Below are 23568 nucleotides of genomic sequence, written 5' to 3' on the forward strand. Positions count from 1 at the left end.
CGGATATGAGCGCTTATCTTCTGCGACGGTTCGGTCAGGGGCTGCTGGTCCTGTGGGCGGCCTTTACCCTCACCTTTTTCCTGCTGCAGGTGCTGCCAGGGGATGCGGTGCTGATCAAGTTTCAGAACCCGGACCTCGGTCTGAGCCCGGCGCAAATCGCCGACATGCGGCTGGCCTACGGCGCCGACAGCCCGCTGTGGCGCCAGTACCTGCACACGCTGCTGGCAATGCTGCACGGCGACTTTGGCTATTCCCTGCAGGCGGGTCTGGCGGTCAGTAGCCTGATTGCCAGCAACCTGCCGGATACCTTAAGCCTCGCCCTGCCGGCCTTCCTGCTGGCCGTGATCCTGGCGTTCATCCTCGCCTTCGCCTCGCGTCTGCCGGGGCTGCGCTGGCTGAGCAACCTCCTGCAGTCGCTGCCGGTGCTGTTTATCTCGCTGCCCACCTTCTGGCTGGGTATCGCCCTGATCCAGCTCTTTTCGTTTCAGTTGCGCTGGATCCCGGTGATCAACCCCGGTCCGCTGGAAGGGCTGATTTTACCGGTTATCGCCGTCGCGCTGCCCATCTCCGCCCCGCTGGCGCAGATCCTGATGCGCAGCATGGATCAGGTGGCGGTTCAGCCCTTCGTCGCGGTCGCCCGCGCCAAGGGAATGAGCGAGACCGGCGTCCTCTGGCGCCATGTGATGGGTAACGCCCTGCTGCCTGCGCTGAACATAGCCGGGCTACTGCTGGGCGAGCTGATTGCCGGGGCGCTGATCACCGAGACCGTCTTCGGCCGCAGCGGCCTCGGGCAACTGACCCAGCAGGCGGTGAATAACCAGGATATTGCTGTGCTGCAGGCGGTGGTGATGATCTCCGCCCTCGGTTTCGTCCTGATCAACCTGCTGGTCGACCTGGTCATGCCGCGGCTGGATCCCCGACTCCAATTACAGACCGGAGGTGTGAAATGAGCCTGGTCGACTATGCCATCGCGGTTCGCCGCCGCCCGGAGTGGCGCAGAGTGCGTCTGCAGCCAGGCCTGTGGCTGGCGTGGGCGGTGATGATCACCGCCCTGTTAATGGCCCTTGCCCCACAGTGGTTTACCTCCGCTAACCCGCTGGAAGGGATCCCCGGCGCTCAGCGCCTGGCGCCGCAGGCGCACTACTGGCTGGGCACCGACCAGTTGGGCCGCGACCTGTGGACGCGGGTGGTTTACGGCGCGGTACATTCTCTGTCGGCGGCGCTAATCGCCGTCGCCATCGGCCTGGTGGTCGGCACCGCCCTTGGCACCCTCGCCGGGGCATTGGCCGGACGTGTGGAATCCACCCTCATGCGCCTGGTGGATGTCCTGCTGGCCATCCCCTCGCTGCTGCTGCAGCTGACGGTGATCATTCTGCTGGGTTTTGGCACGGTGAATGCGGCGGTGGCGGTCGGCGTCGCGGCTATCGCCAGCTTCGCGCGCCTGGCGCGGGCGGAAGTGGTGCGCGTGCGCCACAGCGATTACGTCGAAGCGGCCCGGGGCAGCGGCGGCACCTTTCTCGCCATCTTCTGGCGTCATATCCTGCCCAACTCGCTCACCGCGGTGCTCGCCTTCGCAACGCTGCAGTTTGGTCAGGCGATGCTGGCTCTGGCCACCCTCAGCTTCCTCGGCTACGGCACCCCGCCGCCGGTCCCGGAGTGGGGATTACTGATCGCCGAAGGTCGTAATTACCTGTCGACCGCCTGGTGGCTGACCACCTTCCCCGGCCTCGCCGTGGTCGCGGTGGTCCTTGCCGCCAATCGTCTTAGCCGCCAGTGGAGTGGAGTACGCCCATGAACGTTCTGTCTGTTGAAGATCTGCGCATCAGCTACCGCTCGCGGGGCGAATGGCGCGAAGTGGTGCATAACGTCAGCTTTTCCATTCAGCGCGGCGAAATGCTGGCCTTCGTTGGGGAATCCGGCTCGGGGAAAACCACTACCGCGCAGGCGATTATCGGCCTGCTGGCGGATAATGCCCGCCGCGACGCCGGGCGAATTATTCTCAATGGCGAAGTGATTAGCGACTGGTCGGCAAAACGCCTGAACCGCCTGCGCGGAGTGAGCATCAGCCTGGTGCCGCAGGACCCAGGCAATTCGCTTAACCCGGTAAAAACCATTGGTCAGCAGGTGGAAGAGATTCTGCAACTGCATCAGTCCCTCTCCGCCGCCGAACGCCGGCAGCAGGTCCTCAACCTGCTCGCTAAAGTCGGGCTCAGCCACCCGGAACAGCGTCTTGACCAGTACCCGCATCAGCTGTCGGGCGGGATGAAGCAGCGGGTGCTGATCGCCATCGCCATTGCCCTGCAGCCGGATTTGATTATTGCCGACGAGCCTACCAGCGCCCTTGACGTCACGGTGCAGAAGCGCATTCTCGACCTGCTCGATATCCTGCGTCGCGAGTCGGGAACCGCCGTGCTGTTTGTCACCCACGATCTGGCGCTGGCCGCCGAACGCGCCGACCGGATCATGGTGTTTCGCCAGGGCGAGATTCAGGAACAAGGCGCCACCGAGACGATTGTCCGGCGTCCGCAGCACCCTTACACCCGCCAGCTGCTCCGCGATCTGCAGGACGCGCCGCTGAGGCTGACGGCGGATCGTCCTCGTCCGCTTGCCACGCCGGCCATTCGCGTCGACGGGATCAGCAAACGCTTCTCGCTGGGCAAACAGGCGCTGCAGGCGCTCGACAGCGTCAGCTTTGAGGTCAGGCGCGGCAGCACCCATGCGCTGGTGGGCGAGTCCGGCTCCGGAAAAACCACCCTGGCGAGGATCCTGCTGGGCTTCGAGCGCGCCGACGCCGGACAGGTGACCATCGACGGTATTGACGCCGGGCATCTTAGCCGCGAGGCGCAGCGTCAGCTGCGGCGCAAAATCCAGTTCGTCTATCAGAACCCCTTCGCTTCGCTCGACCCGCGCCAGACGTTGTTCGCGATTATCGAAGAGCCATTAAAAAACTTTGAGCGCCTCAGCGCGGCGACGCGTCGCCAGCGTGTGGAGAGCGTCGCCGCGCGGGTGGCACTGGCCCCGGAGCTGCTGTCGCGGACGCCGCGGGAGCTTTCCGGCGGCCAGCGGCAGCGGGTGGCGATTGCCCGGGCGCTGATCCTCGAGCCGGCGATCCTGGTCCTTGACGAAGCGACCTCGGCACTCGACGTCACCGTTCAGGCGCAGATCCTCGCCCTGCTAGAGCAGCTACAGCAGCAGCTTGGTCTGAGCTATCTGTTCATTACCCACGATCTGGCGACGGTGAGGCGGATTGCCGACAGCGTCACGGTGCTGCGCGCCGGCCAGGTGGTGGAGCATGGCGACGTTGGCCGCCTGTTCGCCGCCCCGCAGCAGGCCTACACCCGCGAGCTGATCGCCGCTATCCCCCAGGTTTCCCCCCGCTTAGCGCAGCCCTATACGGAGAACGCATAATGCCTAAACGCCTCGGCTTTTTTACCCGTCTGCTCGATCAGGGCTCTGCGCAAACGCGCTACCGGCTGGCGGCCGAACAGATCCGCCACGCGGAGCGCGTCGGCTTCGACAGCGCATGGATTGCCCAACACCATTTTCATGAACAGGAAGGCGGCCTGCCTTCCCCGCTGGTGTTTCTCGCCCACGTCGCGGCGCAGACTGACCGCATTCGCCTCGGTACAGCCATTATCACCTTGCCGATGGAAAATCCGCTGCGCGTCGCCGAAGACGCGGCGGTGCTGGATTTACTCACCGACGGGCGTCTGGAGGTGGGGTTTGGCTCCGGCGGCACGCCAACCTCATTTCTGCCCTTCGGCCTGACCAGCGAGCAGCGCGGAGCGGTGTTTGCTGACCATCTGCACCTGATCCACAGCGCCTGGCGCGGCGACACCCTCAGCCACCCGGACAACCATCTCTATCCGCCGGCGCCGCAGCTGGCGGCGCGAATCTGGATCGCCACCTTCTCGGTGGAGGGCGCCATCCGTGCCGGTCAGGCGGGACACGGGCTGATGCTGTCCCGCACGCAGCCCCGGCCGCCCGGTGAGCCGCGCCTGCCGCTGGACGCCATTCAGAACCCGATCATCGACGCCTATCTGTCGGCGCTGCCGGACGGCGTTGCGCCGCGGATCCTCGCCTCGCGCACCGCCTTTGTCGCTGACAGCCACGCCCACGCCCTGCAGGTCGCCGAACCCGGCCTGCGCAAACAGGCGGCACAGCACCGGGAAGCGGGTCATCGGATAGAAGGTGACAGTGTCACTGACTATCTGCAGCAGCTGGATGCCCACGTCGGCGATCCTGAGCATGTTATCGCCTCCCTGGCGCAAGACAGCGTGCTGGCCCGCGCTACCGATATTTCGTTTCAGGTGCACTCGGTGGAGCCTTCGCACCGGGATACGCTGCGTTCCATTGAGCTGATCGCTCAGCATATTGCCCCCCACATCAGATAAGGAGTCACCATGACGCTGAGTCAGGATATTCTGGCCGAACTGGCGGAGATCGCCATCGGTTCCCCGCTCGATCAGGCGCGCGCAATCCGCGACGCCGCCACCCGTCACGCCCAGGGAAGTTATGAAGTGCTGTTCAGCCAGCAGGATACTGACTTTCCTCTTGATGAACGCTTCGCCGTGGCCGCGAAGGTGGCGAAATTGCACCAGGCGGACGCGCTGGCGGCGCACTATGCCGGCTTCGGCCTTGCCGACCCGACCACGGACCGTCTGGTTCCGGCGCTGGCCTTTGCCCGCCTGCTGACCTTCACTCCTGTCGAAGCGACCCCCGCCGCGCTGCACGCTCTGACAAAAGCAGGCTGGAGCCTGCGGGGCATCGTCACCCTGGCGCAGCTGGTGGCCTTTATCGGCTTCCAGAGCCGCCTGCTGCTGGGCCTGCGGGCGCTCAACCATCAGCCCATCGTCAGCGCTGACACACCGGTGGTGGCCGGGTACTGGCACACCACCCCACAAACTCAGAGCGGCAAAGCGGCCCCGGTGCGTTTCACCCGTGATGAACTGCATTGGGAACCCTGGCTGGCGGATAAACCGCTGGCGGAATTTAGTCCTGAAGAACAGGCGATCCTGGCAAAATATGGCCATAGCGATTCGCCTTACTTCCGCCTGCTGGCGCGCAACCAGCCAGTGCTGGAGCAGCGGACGCTGACTGATAAAGGCATTTTCTATACCCCAGGGGGATTGCCGCGCGCCGAACGTGAACTGGCCGCCACGGTGGCCAGTAAAATCAATGGCTGTATTTACTGCGCCTCGGTGCATGCCCGCAAAGCGGCGCAGCTGGCGAAGGACGAGACCGCCGTCGACACGCTGCTGGCGGTGACGCCGGGAGAAGATCTGCGCGGCGGGCAGTCGCCGCGCTGGCAGGCGGAGATCGATGCCGCCGCCGCGCTGTCGGTGACGCCGCCCGCGCTGAAAGCCAGCCATCTGGCTGCGCTTGATGAGCAGGGCTTAGATACCCTGGCCCAGCTGGATCTGCTGCAGTCAGCGGCCTTTTTCGCCTGGGCCAACCGGCTGATGCTGACGCTCGGCGAACCCTGGCGTGAGTAAGCGTCGTTAGCAAACCTGTCGGCGCTGATGGCGACCGTAGATGAGCAAGGCGCTCATCGCCAGAAACGACAGCGTGGCGGCGGGAAGCGCCACGCTGTTCCAGCCGAACCCCTGGGCAATCATCATTCCGCCGCAGAAGGCGCCGATGGCGCTCCCGAGGTTAAAGGCGATCTGCCCCCCTGCCGCCCCCAGCATCTCACCGCCTTTGGCGTTCTGCAGCAGCAGGATCTGCAGCGGCGCCGACAGGGCAAACAGCCCGGCACAGCAGAAAAACGCCAGCGTCAGCGAAGCGACTTTATGCTCCCCGAAGGCAAAGATCAGCAGCAGCGTCACGGCGATCGCCCCGTCAGTCATGGCCGCGATGCGCAGCGGACTGTAGCGCCCGGAAATTTTACCGCTGAACAGATTGCCAACCACCATACCCAGCCCCGCCAGCATCATAATCAGCATCATCCGGCTTTCGGCAAAGCCGGAGACGTTGAGCATAAAGGGCTTGATATAGCTGAACCACGCGAACACCCCGGCGTTACCGAACATGGTGGCGGCAAAAATCAGCCACGGCGCCGGGGAAGCCAGAAAACGGAACTGCTCGCGCAGCCGCGTGCTGGCCCGGTCATACAGCGTGGGCACCCAGCAGCAGATGGCCAGAAACACCGCGACGTTAAACACCGCGATAAGTGCGAAGGTATAGCGCCAGCTAAAGTGATGCCCAAGCCAGGTGCCGCCGGGGACGCCCACCAGGTTAGCGATCGTCATGCCGCCAATCATCCCGGCCACCGCGGCGGTCACCTTCCCTGGCGGCGCGATTTTCGACAGGATAATCGCGCCGACGCCAAAGAACGCCCCGTGGGGAAACCCGGAAACCAGCCGGCCTAGCGCCAGCATGGCGTAGCTACTGGAGAAGGTAAACAGGGTATTGCCGAGAATGCACAGGGCGGCGAGAAACAGCATCACCGATTTCAACGAAAACCGACTGGAGAGCAACGCCATGATCGGTGCGCCGATCACCACGCCGAAGGCATACCAGGCAATCATATTGCCGGCGGCGGGAATGGAAATCCCGACATCGCGCGCCATGTCCGGCAGCACGCCCATAATGCCAAATTCCGCCATGCCGAGTCCGAAAGTGCCCAGCGCCAGTGAAAAGATCGTTTTTTTCATACATCTTATAGGGGTATTGAGAGACGGCCGGCATTATTGACCATCCCGCCTCGCCACACCAGCTAAAAACGCCCGACGGCAGTATCCTCCATATAACGGCCTGATTCGTTCATGCGCTCGCCAGCGCCACTGTTGGCTTTCCTGCCGACGGCAGAGGCGCCTGGCGGTGGATAATCCCCTGTAAAAATTGGTGGGCACGCAGGGATACATCGCGGATTGATCTCAAGTTAACTTGAGGTTGTAAAGTCGAGACATCGTTCACCTCGGGAGAATCATCCATGCAAAATGTTGATGTCGGCTTTACCCATGTCGCCTTTACCGTCCGCTGTCTGGCCAGCAGCATCGATTTTTATACCCGCTATACGGCGATGACCGTTATTCACCAGCGCGAACCCGACCTCCCCTCGGCGCGTAAAGTGGCGTGGCTCAGCGATCGCACCCGACCTTTCGCCCTGGTGCTGGTGCAAAGTGATGACCCTGCCGACACGCCGCTGGGTCCGTTCGGCCATCTCGGCGTCGCCTGCGCCACCCAGGCGGAGATCGATGAGAAAGTCGCTCAGGCGCGGCGGGAAGGCGTTTTGCGTCGGGAACCGGAGCAGTTGGGCGATCCGGTAGGCTATTTCGCTTTCTTTGCCGACCCGGACGGTAACACCCTTGAGCTGTCGTGGGGGCAGCGGGTGGGACTGGAAGTCATCGCCGCGGGGAGCGCCCGCTAACCCGTCCCGGGCGGAATATTTTCCACCGCCTCGCCGGTGAAGGATTACACTTCAAAGGGATACCTCGGCAACACGGAGCATGGCGATGGGTAATAAGAAAAGCGGTAATCCGGTCGACGCGGCGGTGAAGATCGCCCCGCTTGACAATAAAGCGTATGAGAAGGCGTTGCGCAAGCTCCACGTGGAGCTGGTGAAACTGCAGCGCTGGGTGGTGCATAAAGGGTTGAAGGTGTGCATCGTCTTTGAAGGCCGGGACGGCGCCGGCAAAGGCGGCACCATTAAGGCGATCACCGAGCGCGTCAGCCCGCGTATCTTCCGGGTCGTCGCCTTACCCTCGCCCACCGAACGCGAGAAAAGTCAGCTCTATTTTCAGCGCTATATCAAGCATCTCCCGGCGGCTGGGGAAATCGTGATTTTCGATCGCAGCTGGTACAACCGCGCCGGCGTCGAACGCGTGATGGGCTTTTGTACCCCGGAGGAGGTGCAGAAATTTCTCGACGGCGCGCCGATGGTGGAGCGCGGCATGGTCGAGTCGGGCATTATCCTGCTCAAGTACTGGCTGGAGGTCTCCCCGCAGGAGCAGGAGCGGCGCCTGCGGGATCGCATCGACGACGGGCGCAAGATCTGGAAGCTCTCGCCGATGGACATCAAGTCTTTCAATCGCTGGGATGAATATACCGCCGCCCGCGACGCCATGTTCGCCGCCACCGACACCGCCTGGGCGCCGTGGTTCGTCGCCCGCTCCGAGGATAAAAAGCGGGTGCGTCTGAATATCATCACCCACCTGCTGTCGCAGATCCCCTACGAAGCCTTGCCAGTGGAGCATGTCACGCTGCCGAAGCGCAAAATTGGTAAAATGAAACAGACCAATTTTCCCTTCCGCTTTATTCCGGAGAAGTTCTGATTATTTCCCGCCGCGCTGGTTAATACCAGCGCCGGGTTTATTACTATAACCATTAATATTTCAGGCGATTACTTTCCTCTGGAAGCTGCCTCGCAAAATAAAAACCAAACCCGAACCAGGTATTTCTTTTCATCGCACACCGCGTGATAATCAGCTCGCCAACAACAAGGAGCAGATAATGAAACAGAATGCCGTTAACAAGTCACAGACTCGCGATCGTGCAACAACGGTTAACCCGCGCAACCAGGCACTGACCATCGTCGATGCGGACAAACGCCGAAAAGACCAGGAATTCATTAAGGCACTGAATGAGTTCACTGCCCGTGCAGGGTTGTTGTCAGAGGATCCTTTTTTCGGAGGGATTTAATGGCGGCGCAATTTGATATCTTTCGTAACCCATCACCGAGAACCAATGCGTTTCAACCTTATTTAATGGTAATCCAACATGATTATTTTAATGACCTTGGTACACGTTTAATTGTGCCGCTGAGCTATCATTCTCATTTGACTGACCATTATCATGCTGCCGCCCCGGTTATTAATATGGAGTTTGAGAAACTATTCATCAACACGCCGGCAATCACCAGCGTGGCAAAGCAAAGGCTGGATAAAAAATATTTTATCTGCAATTTGGCTAAAGAAAGAACTACCGTGATATCAGCGATGGACGCATTAATCACTAACACATAAACCCGCTCCAGCAAAACTGGAGCGGGTCTCCTGGCCAGACGGCTTACTTCATCCCTTCGCGACTCTCTTTCATCGCTTCCAGGCGTTCGACATCGCGATACCAGCGCGGGTGGTGTTTCTTCGCCCAGCGGCGGCTGACTTTGCCTTCAATCATCCCCTTAATCGACCCCTTCACCCAGAACGCCATATACATATGGATAAGGATGGCGTGGATCAGAATAATGGCCGAAGTGGCGTGTATCAGCAGGCTATAGCGAATCACCGGAATCGGGAAATATTGGGCAAACCAGGGCCGCCAGATAATCACCCCGGTCACCAGCAGCACGAAAATCATGCTCATGATGGTCCAGAACATCATCTTCTGCCCGGCGTTATATTTACCGACGCGCGCCACCTTATGCTCGTTGCCTTTCAGCACCTCGACGATACCTTTCAGCCACGGAATATCCTGTTTATCCGGGATGTTGTGGTGGACAAAACGAACGAACATAAACATCAGGGCGACAAAAATCAGCACGCCAAAGAAGGGGTGCAGAATACGCCCCATCTGCGGGGTACCGAAGGTTTCGGTCAGCCACTGCAGCGTCGGGAAGAAAAACGATATTCCCGACAGCGCCACGAGGAAGAAACAGATAACCACCGTCCAGTGACAGGCGCGATCGATAAAGGTCGTGCGCACAATCATCTTCGATTTATTCATCATGCTTCTCCTCATCGTCGTCAACTTCCTTGTTCGGCCCGATACCGATGTAGTGATAGATAAGCCCGGCAAAGGTGGCGATAAAGCCCGCCGCCGACAGCGGCTTCAGCGCCCCCTTCCACAGATTGATACTGGTATCGATCTGCGGTTCCTTCGGCAGCTTGTGATACAGCTCGGGCTGGTCGGCATGATGCAGGACGTACATCACGTGGGTGCCGCCGACGCCCTGCGGGTTGTAAATCCCGGCCCTGGCATAACCGCGTTTTTTCAGCTTAGCCACCCGCTCCTCGGCCACCTCCAGCATCTCTTTCTTCGTACCGAAGTGGATCGCGCCGGTAGGACAGGTTTTCACGCACGCCGGTTCCTGACCGACGCTGACCCGGTCCACGCACAGGGTGCATTTATAGACCCGGTTATCCTCTTTATTGAGACGCGGTACGTTAAAGGGACAGCCAGCAATGCAGTAGCCGCAGCCGATGCAGTTTTCCTGCTGGAAATCGACGATGCCGTTGGCGTACTGAATAATCGCCCCGGCGGATGGGCAGGCCTTCAGACAACCCGGCTCTGCGCAGTGCATACAGCCATCCTTGCGGATAAGCCACTCCAGCTTGCCGTTCTGTTCGGTCTCGCTAAAGCGCATTACCGTCCAGGATTTGGCGCTAAGATCCGCCGGGTTATCGTACACCCCGACGCAGTGCCCCACGTCATCGCGGATGTCATTCCATTCGGAGCAGGCCACCTGGCAGGCTTTACAGCCCACGCAGGAGGAGACATCGATAAGCTTGGCGACTTCCGCTTTATGGTCCCGCGCGCGCGGCGCGGGGGTGATCGGGTTGGTCGCGGAGCGTTTAATAATGTCTTGTGTTTCCATCGCCATTGAATCGCTCCTTACGCTTTCTCGATGTTGACCAGAAACGCCTTATATTCCGGCGTTTGCGAGTTGGAATCGCCAACGTTCGGCGTCAGGGTGTTAGCGATATAGCCTTTGCGAGCCACGCCTTCAAAACCCCAGTGCAGCGGGATCCCGACGGTCTCCACCTGCTGGCCGTTGACGTTGAGCGTTTGCAGGCGGCGCGTCACCACCGCTACCGCGCGAATAAAGCCGCGCTGGCTGCTGACTTTCACCCGGTCGCCGTTGGCAATCCCTTTCGCTTTTGCCAGCCCTTCGCTAATTTCGACAAACTGTTCCGGCTGCGCGATGGAATTGAGCAGCGCATGCTTGGTCCAGGTATGGAAATGCTCGGTCAGACGATAGGTGGTCCCGACATACGGGAACTTATCCTTCTTACCTAAGCGGATGGCGTCCTCTTCATACAAACGCACCACCGGGCTGGAGACCACCTTCGGGTGCAGCGGGTTAGTGCCAAGCGGGGTTTCCATCGGCTCGTAGTGTTCCGGGAACGGTCCTTCCGCCAGCTTATCCAGCGCGAACAGGCGACCCAGCCCCTCCTGCTGCATGATAAATGGCCCGGTGTTACTCCCCGGCGGCGCGGTATTGAAGTCCGGAATATCATTCCCGACCCACTTGCTGCCGTTCCACTGGATCAGCATCCGCTTCGCATCCCACGGCTTGCCGTTGATATCGGCCGAAGCGCGGTTATAGAGCACCCGGCGATTAAGCGGCCATGCCCAGGCCCAGCCCAGCGTATTGCCCAGACCCGAAGGGTCGGCATTATCGCGATTCGCCATCTGGTTGCCCTGCTCCGTCCAGCTGCCGGCATAGATCCAACAGGAAGACGCCGTCGTCCCGTCGTCGCGCAGCAGCGCGAAGCTATTCAGCAGCTGGCCTTTTTTCGCCACCAGGGTGCCGTTGGCGTCATAAAGATCCGCCAGCGCCACGCCGTTGTTCTCTTTCGCGACTTCTTCCGATTCCGGATGGTCCGGCTGCTTATAGCGCCAGCTCATCTTCAGCAGCGGCTCTGCGCCTTTACCGCCTTCGGTGCGGTACAGTTCGCGCAGGCGATGGTAAATCCCGGCCAGGATCTCGCCGTCGTTACGTGCTTCACCTGGGGCATCCTGACCTTTCCAGTGCCACTGCAGCCAGCGGCCGGAGTTGGCGATCGAACCGTCCTCTTCAGCAAAGCAGGTCGATGGCAGGCGGAAGACTTCCGTCTGAATCGTCGAGGGGTCGACGTCATTAGACTCGCCGTGGTTCTGCCAGAAAGTGGAAGTTTCGGTGACCAGCGGATCGATAACCACCATATACTTCAGCTTGCTCAGGCTGCGAACCACTTTGTTTTTGTCCGGGAAGGACGCGACCGGGTTAAAGCCCTGGCAGATATAGCCAGTGACTTTGCCGTTATCCATCATGTTGAAGTATTTGATAACGTCGTAAGCCTGGTCCCACTTCGGTAACCACTCAAAGCCCCAGTCGTTCTCTTTTTGCGCCGCCTCGCCGTAGAAGGATTTCATCAGGCTGACAAAGAATTTCGGGTAGTTGCTCCAGTAGTTCACCTGGTCCGGCAGGGTCGCTTTTGGCGTGTTGGCCGCCAGGTACGTCTGCAGATCCGGCTGCTTTTCAGAAGGCAGGGTCAGGTAGCCTGGCAGGCTGGTAGACAGCAGGCCAAGGTCGGTCAGCCCCTGAATATTAGAGTGACCGCGCAGGGCATTCACGCCACCGCCGGCCATGCCCATATTGCCGAGCAGCAATTGGATCATCGCCATGGTGCGAATGTTCTGCGCGCCGACGGTGTGCTGCGTCCAGCCCAGGGCATACAGGAAGGTGGTGGTGCGATCGGCGGCGCTGGTTGAGGCCAGCACATCGCACACCTTGAGGAAGTCCGCTTTCGGCGTACCGCAGATGTTTTCGACCACCTCTGGCGTGTAACGGGAAACGTGCTGCTTCAGCAGATTCCACACGCAGCGCGGATGGCTTAGCGTCTCATCGCGTTTAGCGTAGCCGTTTTCATCGAACTGGTAGTTCCAGGACGATTTATCATACTGGCGTTTGTCCGCATCATAGCCGCTGAACAGCCCCTCTTCGAAGGCAAAATCATCCCGCACCAGCAGGCTGGCGTTGGTGTAGTGCTTCACGTACTCGGCATTGATTTTGTTATGTTCGATCAGGTACAGCAGCACCCCCGACAGGAAGGTAATGTCGGTACCGGAGCGAATCGGCGCATAGATATCGGCCACCGACGCAGTGCGCGTAAAGCGCGGGTCGACGACGATAAGCGTGGCGTCGTTGTTGTTCTTCGCCTCCATCGCCCAGCGGAATCCCACCGGGTGGGCTTCCGCGGCGTTACCGCCCATCACCACCACGACGTTCGCGTTTTTGATATCCACCCAGTGGTTAGTCATCGCACCGCGACCAAATGTTGGAGCAAGACTTGCTACCGTTGGTCCGTGTCAGACGCGCGCCTGGTTGTCTACCGCCAGCATGCCGAGCGATCGCACAAATTTTTGCGTCAGCATGCCGGTCTCATTACTCGCCGCCGAGGCGCACAGCATACCGGTGGAAAGCCAGCGGTTAACCGTCGCGCCCTGCTCGTTCTTTTCCATAAAGTTGGCGTCGCGGTCGGCTTTCATCAGCCGGGCAATGCGGCTGAAGGCTTCATCCCAGGAGAGTCGCTGCCATTTATCGGATCCCGGGGCGCGGTACTCCGGGTAGCGCAGGCGGTTATCACTGTGGACATAGTCCAGCAGGCCGGCGCCTTTCGGGCATAGCGCGCCGCGGCTCACCGGATGGTCCGGATCTCCTTCGATATGGTAAATCGCTTCTTTAGCGTTTTTCGCGCCGTCGCCGAGGCTATACATTAATAGCCCGCAGCCAACGGAGCAGTAAGTGCAGGTGTTGCGGATCTCTTTCGCACGCAGCAATTTGTAGTTGCGTGCCTGAGCCAGCGCCATTTTGGGGGCAAAGCCCAGGGCGGCAGCTGTGGTTCCGGCCATACCGCCTGCGCAGATCTTAAAGAACTTTCTGCGGCTGACGTCCATTGCATTCCTCCATGCAGGATGTTGATTCATCGCGCGGAGGAAACTAACAGTAAAATCCCGGGAAAATTTGCGTCAAATCAAGGAGCAAAACCCACTCCCCCTTAATCGCCAGCCGCGGCCGTTTTCACTAATCCCCAGGGGTTACCCATGGCGGAAAATTTCGCCCCGCGGCGGTCAAAAGATGATATATATGCCGGCTGCATTCGCGTAACCCTCAGGATAAGCATGGAGAAAAAGAGAGCCACGACCATCGGCTTCGCCGCCATTATTTTATGGAGCACGATGGTCGGATTGATTCGCGGCGTCAGCGAAGGACTGGGACCGGTCGGCGGCGCGGCGATGATTTACAGCCTCAGCGGCCTGCTGCTGATTTTTACCGTTGGTTTTCCCAACCTGCGCCAGATCCCGCGCCGCTATCTGCTGGCCGGCAGCGTGCTGTTTGTCAGCTATGAAATCTGCCTCGCGCTGTCCCTGGGCTATGCCGCCAGCCGTCAACAGGCGATTGAGGTGGGGATGGTCAATTACCTGTGGCCCAGCCTGACCATCCTGTTCGCCATCCTGTTTAATGGTCAGAAAAGCAGCTGGCTGGTGATCCCCGGTTTGCTTCTCGCCCTGCTTGGCGTCGGCTGGGTGTTGGGGGGTGAGCACGGCCTGCAGCTGGAGGAGATTATCAGCAACGTCATCTCCAGTCCGCTCAGCTATCTGCTGGCCTTTATCGGCGCCTTTATCTGGGCGGCCTACTGCACGGTGACGGCCAAATATGCCGGCGGCAAAAATGCCATTACCCTGTTCGTCCTGTTAACCGCGCTGACGCTATGGCTGAAGTTTCTCGCCACGCCGCAGCCGCCGATGGTCTTCAGCTGGCCGGTCAGCATCAAGCTGCTGACGGTAGCGGTGGCGCTCGGTCTGGCCTACGCCGCGTGGAACGTGGGGATCCTCCACGGTAACGTCAGCCTGCTGGCGGCGGCCTCCTACTTCACGCCGGTGCTCTCCTCCGCGCTGGCGGCGATCCTGCTTAGCGCCGCGCTATCATGGTCGTTCTGGCAGGGGGCCGGGATGGTGTGTCTCGGCTCCCTGCTCTGCTGGTACGCGACCCGCCATTAGCCGAGATCGCCGCCCGCCACCGGGAGGGTGACGCCGGTGATATAACTGGCCTCATCGCTGGCGAGAAACAGGATCGCGTTTGCCTGTTCCGCCAGCGTGCCGTAGCGGTGCATCAGACTGCTGGCCACCGTCTGATCGACCACCTGCTGATACCACGCCTTCTCCTGTTCACTGGGCTGCTCGTCGTTACGCGGCGTCAGGCGCGGCGGCGCCTCCGTCCCGCCCGGTGCGACGGCGTTAATCCGAATACCGCTGCCGCTGTACTCCATGGCAATCGACCGGGTCAGCGCATTCACACCTCCCTTCGCCGCCGAATAAGGCACCCGGTTGACCCCTGCTGTCGCCACCGACGAGATATTGACGATGCAGCCTTTGCCCTGCTTCAGCATCCACGGCAGCGCCGCGCGGCAGCCCCACAGGGTAGGAAACAGCGAGCGGCGGATCTCTTTCTCAATCTGCTCCGGTTGATATTCGGCAAACGGCCGCGCCCAAATGGTCCCCCCGACGTTATTGATTAACACATCGATGCGGCCAAAATGCGCCACCCCGTCGGCAAACGCCTGCTCGGCGCTCGGCCACTGTTCCAGGTCAGCCTCCAGCGCCAGCACCTGACTGCCGGACTGAGCCAGCGTCGCCGCCAGCTCATGCACCCAGGGCGAACGATCGATGAGCAGCAGAGCCGCGCCTTCCGCAGCCGCCTGCTCCGCGGTTTGTCGGCCAATGCCCTGGGCCGCGCCGGTGATGGCGACCACTTTATCGCTAAAACGCATACTGCCTCCTTATGCCGCCGCGCTCTGGCTGGCGATAAATTTCTCGTACCAGAAGCCCGCCGGGGTGATCCCTCGCTCACGCAGCGCCGTGGCGACCGCGTTGACCATCGGCGGCGGTCCGCAAAGGTAGATATCGACCTCGCCATTATTCAGCATGGCGTCGTCAAGATGATCGGTGACGAAGCCGCGCTGCGGGCAAGGACTGTTTTCCTCCGCCACTACCGGTAGCCAGCGAAAGTGGTTTAACTGCTGACGGAATGCCTCCAGCGCCTCGGTCTTCACCAGATCCGCGTCGCGCGTGACGCCATACATCAGGGTCACCGGGCGCGCGGCGTTCTGCGCCTGCAAGGTCTCGAGCATGGAGAGCAGCGGCGCCAGCCCGGTACCGCCGGCCAGCATCAGCAACGGACGTTCGCCGTGGCGCAGATAGAAGCTGCCCATCGGGCCGCTGAGGGTAAGACGATCGCCGGGCCGCGCCTGCAGGGTTAACCACTGGCTCATCATGCCGCCGGGCACGTTACGGATCAGGAAACGCCCTTCTGCCGAGCCTGGCCGTGAGCTGAAGGAATAGGCGCGAACGTGCGGCGTGCCTGGCACCTGAATGTTGACGTACTGCCCCGCCAGGAAGTCCAGCGGCTCATCGAGGGCGACCACCAGCTCGATGGCGGTATCGGACAGACAATTCACCTGTCGCACCTGCGCCCCGGTGTTCGTCAGGGCGGTTTTACACTGCGCGGCGGCCACCGGCACATCGACAACGCAGTCGCTGGTCGGCACCATCTGGCAGGTCAGCACCTGGCGGGCCTGCGCTTCCTCATCGCTTAACGCCTCGTCGAGATACTCCTCGCCGAGATCGTATTCCCCGCTGGCGCAGTGGCATTTGCAGGTGCCGCACACGCCGTCCGAGCAGTCCATCGGCAGATTCACCTTCTGCCGATAGGCAGCATCCAGGACTTTCTCTCCGGCATGGCATTGAATAAAGCGGGTGATACCGTCCTCAAAATTAAGAGCAATAGTGAAGGTCATAGGCGCCTCTTAAATGTGGTAAACGTCAATCACCTGACGGATATAGTCGTTATTCAGGCGCACGGTTTTGCGCACGATCTGCGGCCGGCCGTCCTGCTCGGTCAGCGTGCAGCAGGTGGCGCCGAAAAAGGCATCGGTGTGCTGATAGCGGTGGCTCCAGGTCACCCAGCTGTAACGCACCTCCAGCCCCTCGTCGCTCTCCCCCAGCAGTTCGACGTTGCTGATGATATGGGTGGTCCGCGGCTCCGGCGTGCTGGCCCCGGAGCGCTCGGTTTTAATGCGGTAGACGCGATCCTCCAGCCCTTCCCGGTTGGGATAGTAGATAAGCGAAATCTCTTTTTGCGGGTCGCGCGTCAGCTGATCGTCGTCGCCCCACGCCGGCATCCAGTAGATCACCTGCGGGCTGTAGCAGCTGAGCCATTCATCCCACTGACGGTCATCCAGCAGACGGGCTTCGTAATAGAGAAACTGGCGTACCTGTTCGAGGTTCAGCATCAGGCCACCTCCACGCGCTGGGTGATCGACTGGTCATAGCGCTGCTGCTCTTGTTCAATCGCCGCGAGCATCAGCGTCTGCCAGTGATGGTGATGGGCGATGTACAGCGCCTCGTCCTCCGATTTCACGCCGCTTAAGCGCGGATTAAATCCGGCGTGCTGCGCATGCTCATCCGGACCATCGACCCAGCGCAGCGCGCCGCGGCTGAGATCGCTCCACGCCAGATTTTCACCGAGATAGCCGCGCTGACAGGCGCTGAACTCTTCGAGATCGTCCGGGGTGCCCATCCCGCTAACGTTAAAGAAATCTTCATACTGGCGGATACGCAGGGCCCGCGCCTGGTCGGATTCTCCCTTCGGGGCAAAGCACCAGATAGTGACTTCGGTTTTGTCCACCGCCAGCGGACGAATGACGCGGATCTGGGTGGAGAATTGATCCATCAGATAGACGTTGGGGTACAGGCACAGGTTGCGGGTTTCGTTGACCATCTGGTCGGCGCGCCGTTCGCCGAATTCCGCCTGCAGACGCTCGCGATGGGCATACACCGGGCGCACCTCCGGGTTCAGCGCCCGGGTCCACAGCAACATGTGGCCGTTGTCAAATCCGTAGCCGCCGCCAAGGCTTTTTGACCAGCCGTTGGCGTCCACCGCATGGGTGCCTTGCGCTTCATAGTTGCGTCGCGACATGGTGGAGGCGTAGTTCCAGTGCACCACGCTGACATGGTAGCCATCAGCGCCGTTCTCCGCGCCCAGCTTCCAGTTGCCTTCGTAAACGTAGCTCGACGAACCCTTGAGCACCTCCAGCCCCTCCGGTGCCTGGTCGACGATCAGATCGATGATTTTACAAGTTTCCCCGAGATAGGCTTCCAGCGGCTGCACGTCGGCATTGAGGCTACCGAATAAAAAACCGCGATAGGACTGAAAACGCGGCAGCTTTTGCAGGTCGTGAGATCCTTCCTGTTTGAAGGTGTCAGGATAAGCGCCGGTGCTTTCATCTTTGGCTTTTAATAATTTGCCGTTATTGCTGAAGGTCCAGCCGTGAAACGGACAGGTAAAAGAGTTTTTATTCCCGGTTTTCCGTCGGCATAACATGGCGCCGCGATGAGCGCAGCTGTTAATTAACGCATGCAGCTCATGCTTTTTATCGCGGGTAATAATCACCGGCTGACGCCCCAGCGTCAGGGTATAATAATCACCCGGTTCGGCAATTTGGCTTTCATGGGCGAGAAATACCCAGTTACCTTCGAAGATATGCTTCATTTCAAATTCAAACAGCTGCGGGTCGGTAAATATCGACCGGTGGCAGCGGTAAATATGATTTTCACGATCGACAATTAAGGCGTTGTTAATTTTGTCTTTAAGCGCTGATAGCGTTTTTTGCATGAGTCAGTCCCTCCTGCGGTATTCAGGATGAAATAAACCGGGTGAATTGTTAGCTTTCAGGTGCAATGTCTGGCCCGGGCAACCGCGTGCCCGGGGCCGTTACAGCAGATTACGCTTTGGCGCGCAGGCGGGCGCCGCGCTGCTCTTCGTCGGCGCTGAGCGCTTTACACAGGGTGAAATCAAAACAGACCTCAGTGTGCTCTCCCTCAAGGTCGCGCTGCGCGATAGTCTCGCGGTCCGTCACTTTAATCGGGTCGGCAATCAGACCGTCGCGGGTGGCAAAGGCAAAATCATCCCACAGGTATTTATCGCCGCTGAGGTTGATCTGGCTGGTGAGATGTTTATGCCCCGACGCGGAGACGAAGAAGTGAATATGCGCCGGACGGTTGCCGTGGCGGCCTAACTGATCCAGCAATTTCTGCGTTGGTCCATCCGGCGGACAGCCGTAGCCGGAAGGCAGGATGCTGCGCACGCTATAGCGGCCATCGGCGCCGGTGCGGATCCGACGGCGCAGGTTGTATTCGCTCTGGCTCGGGTCGAAGAAGGAGTAATTGCCGAGGGTATTGGCGTGCCAGATATCGACGATGGCGTTGGCCACCGGCCGGCCCTCGGTATCTTTGACCTGGCCATGCAGCCACATCACTTCCCCCGGGTCGGCGCCATCATCCATCCGGGCGTGACCTTCGGCCAGCGGCGCATTGGCCACATACAGCGGCCCTTCGATGGTGCGCGGGGTGCCGGTTTCCCGGCGCGCCGCTGCGTCGATGGCGTCCTGACGCAGGTCGAGGAAATGCTCCAGACCCAGCCCTGCCGCCAGCAGCGCCGCCTCCTGACGACCACCCAGCGCATGCAGATAGTTCACCGCATGCCAGAACTCTTCTTCGGTGATGTTATAGTCGTCGATCAGCGTACAGATATTCTCCAGCAGACGGTGAATAATGGCTTTAAAACGTTCGTTTCCGCCAGGGACGTGTAAACCCGCCCCTTCACGTAATAATTTCTGCACGGCTTCTTGTTGTACGAAAGCATTACTCATTATTATTCTCTCTTATCGTTGTAGGGTATTTACCGGGTCACCCCGGCATGAGGTCAGGTGTTATTATTATTAGCTATCATCGTCACGAACAGACGAGGGATGGCGGCACAGCGCCTCGACGCGAATATCCATAAAAGGATACAGCGGCAATCCCATTAATATTTGATGTAACTCTTCGGTATCTTTGACATCGAAAATACTGACATTGGCGTAAAGACCGGCGACGCGCCAGATATGTCGCCATTTGCCTTCCCGCTGTAATTGTTGCGAATAGGCTTTTTCGCGTTGTTTTATTTCCTCCGCTTCGGCGACGGGAAAGCCGAGCGGTATATTCACGGTCATATCCACTTTAAATAGCATCTGTTTCTCCTGTTTCCCGCTACGCCTGGCGGGTGTAAAAACGCAGTTTGTCTTCATCCAGCTCGACGCCAAGACCCGGGATTTGCGGGAGCACCACCTCGCCGTAGGCAAAGGAGAGCGGTACGCTGACGATATCGTCTTTCAGCAACAGCGGGCCGAACATTTCGGTTCCCCACTGCAGCGGCAGCGTCGACCAGGCGTGTAGCGAGGCGACAGTCCCGACGGTCCCCTCCAGCATGGTGCCGCCATACAGGCCAATACCCGCCGCCTGGGCGACGCGGGCCAGCGCCAGTACGCTGTTCGGTCCGCCGGCCTTGGCGATTTTCAGCGCGTAAGCGCCAGTAAAGCCCTGCTGCGCCAGTTGATAGCCATCGTAAGCGGTGGCCACCGCTTCGTCGGCGAGGATCGCGGTTTCAATATGCTGGCTTAACCGCACCAGCGCCGCGTTGTCGTGGGCGCTGACCGGCTGTTCGATGAGGTCGACGCCCATCGCCGCCAGCTCGCGGCAGCCTTTCGCGCCGGTTGCGGCGTCCCAGGCCTGATTGACGTCGACGCGGATGCTGGCGCGATCCCCTAGCGCCTCCACAATGGCGCGAGTATGGCGCAGGTCGGTCGCTAATTCGCGTGCGCCAATTTTCAGCTTGAAAGCCTGATGGCGCCGCTCGGCTAACAGTTTTTCCCCTTCGGCAATATCTTTCGCGGTATCGCCGCTGGCTAACGTCCACAGCACCGGCAACGCCGTTTGCAGCGCGCCGCCGAGCAGCGCCGACACCGGCAGCCCCAGCGCTTTGCCCTGGGCATCCAGCAGCGCGGTTTCAATGGCGGACCTGGCAAAAGTGTTGCCTTTAATGGCGCTGTTCATGCGGGCGGTCAGCGCATTCAGGTTATCAGCCGGTTGCCCCAGCAGCAGCGGCGTCAGGTAATGCGTTATCGCCGACGAGATAGCCTCCGGGCTCTCGACGCCATAGCTCAAGCCGCCGATGGTGGTGGCCTCGCCAATGCCGCAGATGCCGTCGGAGCGGGTAAGGCGCACGATCACCAGCGTCTGACATCCCATGGTGGTCATCGACAATTTATGTGGCCGGATGGTTGGGACATCCACAATCCAGCTCTCAATACGTTCTACGGTGGCAGTCATTTTCGCTTCCTGATGAGATGTATAACTTTTTGTACCCACATCCATAACGGGGGGGGCTGTGCCATTGACAATAGGGTTCGGCCTGGCGGATGGTCAACGGCGATAATCGAAATGTTGTGCGATTATCGACGCGTTTGTTAAAAGACGGTTATTAATGTGATCGTGGTGGTAAAACCGGCACAATTCAGCGCGCCCCATTTTGCGCAAGGTATAGTGATCTGCCGTGAGCTTTACGCTGCAACGGAGAAGGATGCGATGAGCGACAATATCCCCAATACGCTGAGCGCCAGGCAGGCCGAGCACGATCCCAACTTTATGCTGTCTCTGGCCCGCGGTCTGGAGGTGCTTAACGCCTTCACCCCACAGCGTCAGCGGCTGACCATTTCCCAGTTAAGCCAGAAAACGCAAATTTCCCGCGCGGCGGTACGCCGGTGCCTGTATACCCTCGCCGCGCTGGGCATGGTCCATAGCCCGGATGGCCGCCATTATGAGCTGCTCCCCCGGGTGCTGGCGGTGGGCCATGCCTATCTCGCCGGCACCCCGCTGGCGAAAGTGGCGCAGACGGCGCTGGACAGCCTCGGCAAAGCCCTCGGCGAATCCTGTTCGGCGGCGACGCTCGACGGGGATAACGTGCTCTATATTGCCCGCGCGGCGGTGAATAATTTATTGAGCGTCGATATCGGACGCGGCAGTCGCCTGCCGGCGTGGGCGACGTCGATGGGTCGGGTATTGCTCAGCGCGCTGCCGGAAGAGCAGCTGGAGGTGACACTGTCACGCGCCGTGCTCATTCGCTACACCCCACACACCCTGTGCGATATGGCCGGGCTACGCGCGGAGATTGATCGGGTGCGCATGCAGGGCTATGCCCTCGCCGACCGGCAGATAGAGGTGGGCCTGTGCTCGCTGGCGGTGCCGGTGCTGTCGCGTCATGGCCAGGTGGTGGCCGCGCTGAATGTCGGGGTGCCGGCCGCGACGGTCAGCGCCGCGGCGTTAAAAGAGAAGGCCCTCGCCCCGCTACGCCGCGCGGCGATGGACCTGTCGCTACAGCTATAGCGCCGTCTGCGGCTTCGTCACCGTGGCGAGGCTGCGCCAGATCCCGGCGGCCAGCAGCAGAAGCATGACCCCCGCTGTCGCCAGCACCAGACTGTGCGCCTGGGTAAAGGCCGCCTTCGCCGCCGCCATCAGCGCCTCCGCTACCCCGGCGGGTAGCGCCTGGGTCAGGCTAACCGCCTCGCCGATCGATGACGACGCCCGCTGCGCCATGGTCTCATTCAGCCCGGGCGGTAGCACAATGGTGGCGCTGTAGCTGCGGGTCAGGATCAGGCCGAACAGGGCAATGCCGAGGCCAGCGCCCAGCTCATAGGCCATGGTTTCGATCGCCCCGGCCGCCGCCGCTTTCTCCTTCGGCGCCGCCGCCATAATGGCGGAGCTGGAGGCCAGCAGCGCGCTGGCGACGCTAAAGCCGAGCAGCGTCATCAGCCCCCAGGCCAACCATTGCTGAGTGCTGAAATCGGTCAGCGCCAGGCCCAGAAAGCTGAAGGCGCTGAGCAACATCCCGCCGGTCGCCACCTCGCGCAGCCCGAGCTTCGACACCAGCATCCCGGCAATCGGCCCGCTAAAGCCGCTGGCCACCATCACCGGCAGCATAAACATCCCCGCCTCGAACGGCGTTTTCTGATGCACAAACTGCAGCTCCTGAGCCATCAACAGCTCAAAACCCACCAGGGTAATCAGGGCGGTCATCGCCATCATCACCCCGCTTAAAATAATGCGATGAGTGAACAGTCGCATATCCACCATCGGCCGGACCGCCGACAGCTGTTTGCGGATAAACCAGGTGAGCATCGCCGCCCCGCCGATCGCCACCAGCGCGGTGAGCCACAGCGCCAGCTGGCCCTTCAGGGCCGATTTGGCGCTAAACACCAGCATCAGGATCGCCGCAATCAAAATGAGCGCCTGCAGCAGGTTCAGCGGCTGGTCGCGGCGCGCGGGCTGACGCGGCACCACTTTGGCGTTAATGGCGATAACCACCAGCACAATCGGCACGTTGATCAGGAACACCGATCCCCAGTAGAAATGCTCCAACAGCATGCCGCCCACCAGCGGGCCAAAGGCCGCGCCGCCGGAGCCCACCGCCGCCCACAGCCCCAGCGCCATATTGCGCTGGCTGGCCTCGGCAAAGGTGCTGCGGATCCCGGCCAGCGTCGCCGGCACGATCATCGCCGCCCCCACCGCCAGCAGGGCACGGGAGGCAATCAGCGTCAGAGCCGTCGGCGACAGTGCGGCGCACAGCGAGGCGACGCCAAAAATAGCGCTGCCGAGCAGCAGCAGACGTTTAAAGCCGATTTTATCGCCAAGGGCGCCCATCGGCAGCACCATCCCGGCCATCACCAATGAATAGATATCAATGATCCACAGCAGCTCATTGCCGCTGCTGCCCAGCGCGACGCTGAGGGTCGGCGCGGCCACATGCAACACCGTGGCGTCAATCGCCACCGGAATATAAACCAGCAAAATCGCCATCAGCGTCATCCATTGCCGTGACATAGCTTGTACCTCAATGTTAGAACTTGGACACACGTCCAGGATGGCGATCCTGCCGGATTGTTGAACGCATGTCCAACTTTTTGTTACACTCGGCCAAAGCCAGATATC

At 60.5% G+C, this 23568-nt stretch carries 23 protein-coding genes; 11 read left to right on the forward strand and 12 right to left on the reverse strand.

From position 1 onward, the window contains the following. Window positions 1-5 precede the first annotated feature (5 nt). Genes GQR96_RS12770 through GQR96_RS12790 form a run of 5 tightly spaced genes read left to right on the forward strand, consistent with a single transcriptional unit; the run spans window position 6 to window position 5495 of the window. Window positions 6-950, forward strand: coding sequence for an ABC transporter permease (locus tag GQR96_RS12770; protein ID WP_069135719.1), 945 nt, complete (start codon window positions 6-8; stop codon window positions 948-950). Further along, entirely contained in the window at window positions 947-1795 is an 849-nt protein-coding gene (locus GQR96_RS12775; RefSeq protein WP_017900524.1) for an ABC transporter permease, read from the forward strand. Before GQR96_RS12770 ends, GQR96_RS12775 begins: the two co-directional genes overlap by 4 nt. Then, window positions 1792-3408: a dipeptide ABC transporter ATP-binding protein gene (locus tag GQR96_RS12780; RefSeq protein WP_017900523.1), complete on the forward strand. Its 1617-nt coding sequence runs from the start codon at window positions 1792-1794 to the stop codon at window positions 3406-3408. Before GQR96_RS12775 ends, GQR96_RS12780 begins: the two co-directional genes overlap by 4 nt. Next, on the forward strand, window positions 3408-4394 hold the full coding sequence (locus GQR96_RS12785; RefSeq protein WP_023318360.1) for a putative FMN-dependent luciferase-like monooxygenase: 987 nt from the start codon (window positions 3408-3410) through the stop codon (window positions 4392-4394). Before GQR96_RS12780 ends, GQR96_RS12785 begins: the two co-directional genes overlap by 1 nt. Before the next feature lie 9 nt (window positions 4395-4403). Continuing rightward, window positions 4404-5495, forward strand: a complete 1092-nt coding sequence (locus GQR96_RS12790) for an alkylhydroperoxidase domain protein (protein WP_004202667.1) — start codon at window positions 4404-4406, stop codon at window positions 5493-5495. A 6-nt stretch (window positions 5496-5501) separates the two neighbouring features. Here the strand turns inward: GQR96_RS12790 and araJ are convergent, their stop codons facing one another. Then, window positions 5502-6656: an MFS transporter AraJ gene (gene araJ / locus GQR96_RS12795; protein WP_004202669.1), complete on the reverse strand. Its 1155-nt coding sequence runs from the start codon at window positions 6654-6656 to the stop codon at window positions 5502-5504. 278 nt (window positions 6657-6934) lie between these two features. Here araJ and GQR96_RS12800 point away from each other — a divergent pair, with 278 nt between their 5' ends. The 4 genes from GQR96_RS12800 to GQR96_RS12815 all read left to right on the forward strand — a co-directional run bounded on the left by GQR96_RS12800 (window position 6935) and on the right by GQR96_RS12815 (window position 8966). After that, window positions 6935-7372 (forward strand): VOC family protein, encoded by a 438-nt coding sequence (locus GQR96_RS12800; protein WP_004202671.1) that lies wholly within the window; start codon window positions 6935-6937, stop codon window positions 7370-7372. Window positions 7373-7457: 85 nt separating this feature from the next. After that, complete coding sequence (gene ppk2, locus GQR96_RS12805; protein ID WP_004202673.1) at window positions 7458-8276, forward strand: polyphosphate kinase 2; 819 nt, start codon at window positions 7458-7460, stop codon at window positions 8274-8276. 178 nt (window positions 8277-8454) lie between these two features. Then, window positions 8455-8643 carry a hypothetical protein gene (locus GQR96_RS12810; RefSeq protein ID WP_023318364.1) on the forward strand — a complete coding sequence of 63 codons (189 nt, stop codon included), beginning with the start codon at window positions 8455-8457 and terminating at the stop codon, window positions 8641-8643. After that, entirely contained in the window at window positions 8643-8966 is a 324-nt protein-coding gene (locus GQR96_RS12815) for a CcdB family protein (RefSeq protein ID WP_065904332.1), read from the forward strand. Before GQR96_RS12810 ends, GQR96_RS12815 begins: the two co-directional genes overlap by 1 nt. A gap of 43 nt (window positions 8967-9009) precedes the next feature. Here the strand turns inward: GQR96_RS12815 and fdnI are convergent, their stop codons facing one another. Genes fdnI through fdnG form a run of 3 tightly spaced genes read right to left on the reverse strand, consistent with a single transcriptional unit; the run spans window position 9010 to window position 13602 of the window. Beyond that, the gene (fdnI, locus tag GQR96_RS12820; RefSeq protein ID WP_065904334.1) at window positions 9010-9666 is read right to left on the reverse strand and encodes a formate dehydrogenase-N subunit gamma; all 657 of its coding nucleotides are present in this window, start codon (window positions 9664-9666) and stop codon (window positions 9010-9012) included. Continuing rightward, window positions 9659-10543, reverse strand: coding sequence for a formate dehydrogenase subunit beta (gene fdxH / locus GQR96_RS12825; RefSeq protein WP_043519640.1), 885 nt, complete (start codon window positions 10541-10543; stop codon window positions 9659-9661). Before fdxH ends, fdnI begins: the two co-directional genes overlap by 8 nt. Before the next feature lie 11 nt (window positions 10544-10554). After that, a complete protein-coding gene (gene fdnG / locus GQR96_RS12830; RefSeq protein WP_114140431.1) occupies window positions 10555-13602 on the reverse strand; it encodes a formate dehydrogenase-N subunit alpha in 3048 nt (1015 codons plus the stop codon). A gap of 225 nt (window positions 13603-13827) precedes the next feature. On the opposite strand from fdnG, the gene yddG reads away from it, so the two are divergent. Continuing rightward, a complete protein-coding gene (gene yddG / locus GQR96_RS12835; protein ID WP_065904463.1) occupies window positions 13828-14706 on the forward strand; it encodes an aromatic amino acid DMT transporter YddG in 879 nt (292 codons plus the stop codon). Here the strand turns inward: yddG and benD are convergent. The 7 genes from benD to GQR96_RS12870 all read right to left on the reverse strand — a co-directional run bounded on the left by benD (window position 14703) and on the right by GQR96_RS12870 (window position 20958). Then, window positions 14703-15476, reverse strand: coding sequence for a benzoate diol dehydrogenase BenD (benD, locus tag GQR96_RS12840; protein ID WP_023318370.1), 774 nt, complete (start codon window positions 15474-15476; stop codon window positions 14703-14705). The genes yddG and benD overlap by 4 nt on opposite strands. A 9-nt stretch (window positions 15477-15485) precedes the next feature. Beyond that, window positions 15486-16502: a benzoate 1,2-dioxygenase electron transfer component BenC gene (benC, locus tag GQR96_RS12845; RefSeq protein ID WP_004202691.1), complete on the reverse strand. Its 1017-nt coding sequence runs from the start codon at window positions 16500-16502 to the stop codon at window positions 15486-15488. Window positions 16503-16511: 9 nt separating this feature from the next. After that, window positions 16512-16997, reverse strand: a complete 486-nt coding sequence (gene benB / locus GQR96_RS12850; RefSeq protein ID WP_023318372.1) for a benzoate 1,2-dioxygenase small subunit — start codon at window positions 16995-16997, stop codon at window positions 16512-16514. Next, window positions 16997-18379: a Rieske 2Fe-2S domain-containing protein gene (locus GQR96_RS12855; RefSeq protein ID WP_032456123.1), complete on the reverse strand. Its 1383-nt coding sequence runs from the start codon at window positions 18377-18379 to the stop codon at window positions 16997-16999. The genes benB and GQR96_RS12855 overlap by 1 nt, the downstream gene beginning before the upstream one ends. A gap of 109 nt (window positions 18380-18488) precedes the next feature. Beyond that, complete coding sequence (gene catA, locus GQR96_RS12860) at window positions 18489-19415, reverse strand: catechol 1,2-dioxygenase (protein WP_053810331.1); 927 nt, start codon at window positions 19413-19415, stop codon at window positions 18489-18491. Between the two features lie 69 nt (window positions 19416-19484). Continuing rightward, on the reverse strand, window positions 19485-19775 hold the full coding sequence (gene catC, locus GQR96_RS12865; protein ID WP_004202698.1) for a muconolactone Delta-isomerase: 291 nt from the start codon (window positions 19773-19775) through the stop codon (window positions 19485-19487). 19 nt (window positions 19776-19794) lie between these two features. Beyond that, window positions 19795-20958, reverse strand: a complete 1164-nt coding sequence (locus tag GQR96_RS12870; protein ID WP_072500750.1) for a muconate cycloisomerase family protein — start codon at window positions 20956-20958, stop codon at window positions 19795-19797. 117 nt (window positions 20959-21075) lie between these two features. Here GQR96_RS12870 and GQR96_RS12875 point away from each other — a divergent pair, with 117 nt between their 5' ends. Continuing rightward, window positions 21076-21966, forward strand: coding sequence for an IclR family transcriptional regulator domain-containing protein (locus tag GQR96_RS12875; protein WP_072140467.1), 891 nt, complete (start codon window positions 21076-21078; stop codon window positions 21964-21966). On the opposite strand, the gene kmrA is transcribed toward GQR96_RS12875, so the two are convergent. Then, entirely contained in the window at window positions 21961-23460 is a 1500-nt protein-coding gene (gene kmrA, locus GQR96_RS12880; RefSeq protein WP_048294927.1) for an efflux MFS transporter KmrA, read from the reverse strand. The two genes, GQR96_RS12875 and kmrA, sit on opposite strands and share 6 nt — an antisense overlap. Window positions 23461-23568: the final 108 nt, after the last annotated feature.

It is taken from the genome of Klebsiella sp. PCX (assembly GCF_021869705.1).
GTDB classification, from domain to species: domain Bacteria; phylum Pseudomonadota; class Gammaproteobacteria; order Enterobacterales; family Enterobacteriaceae; genus Klebsiella; species Klebsiella quasipneumoniae.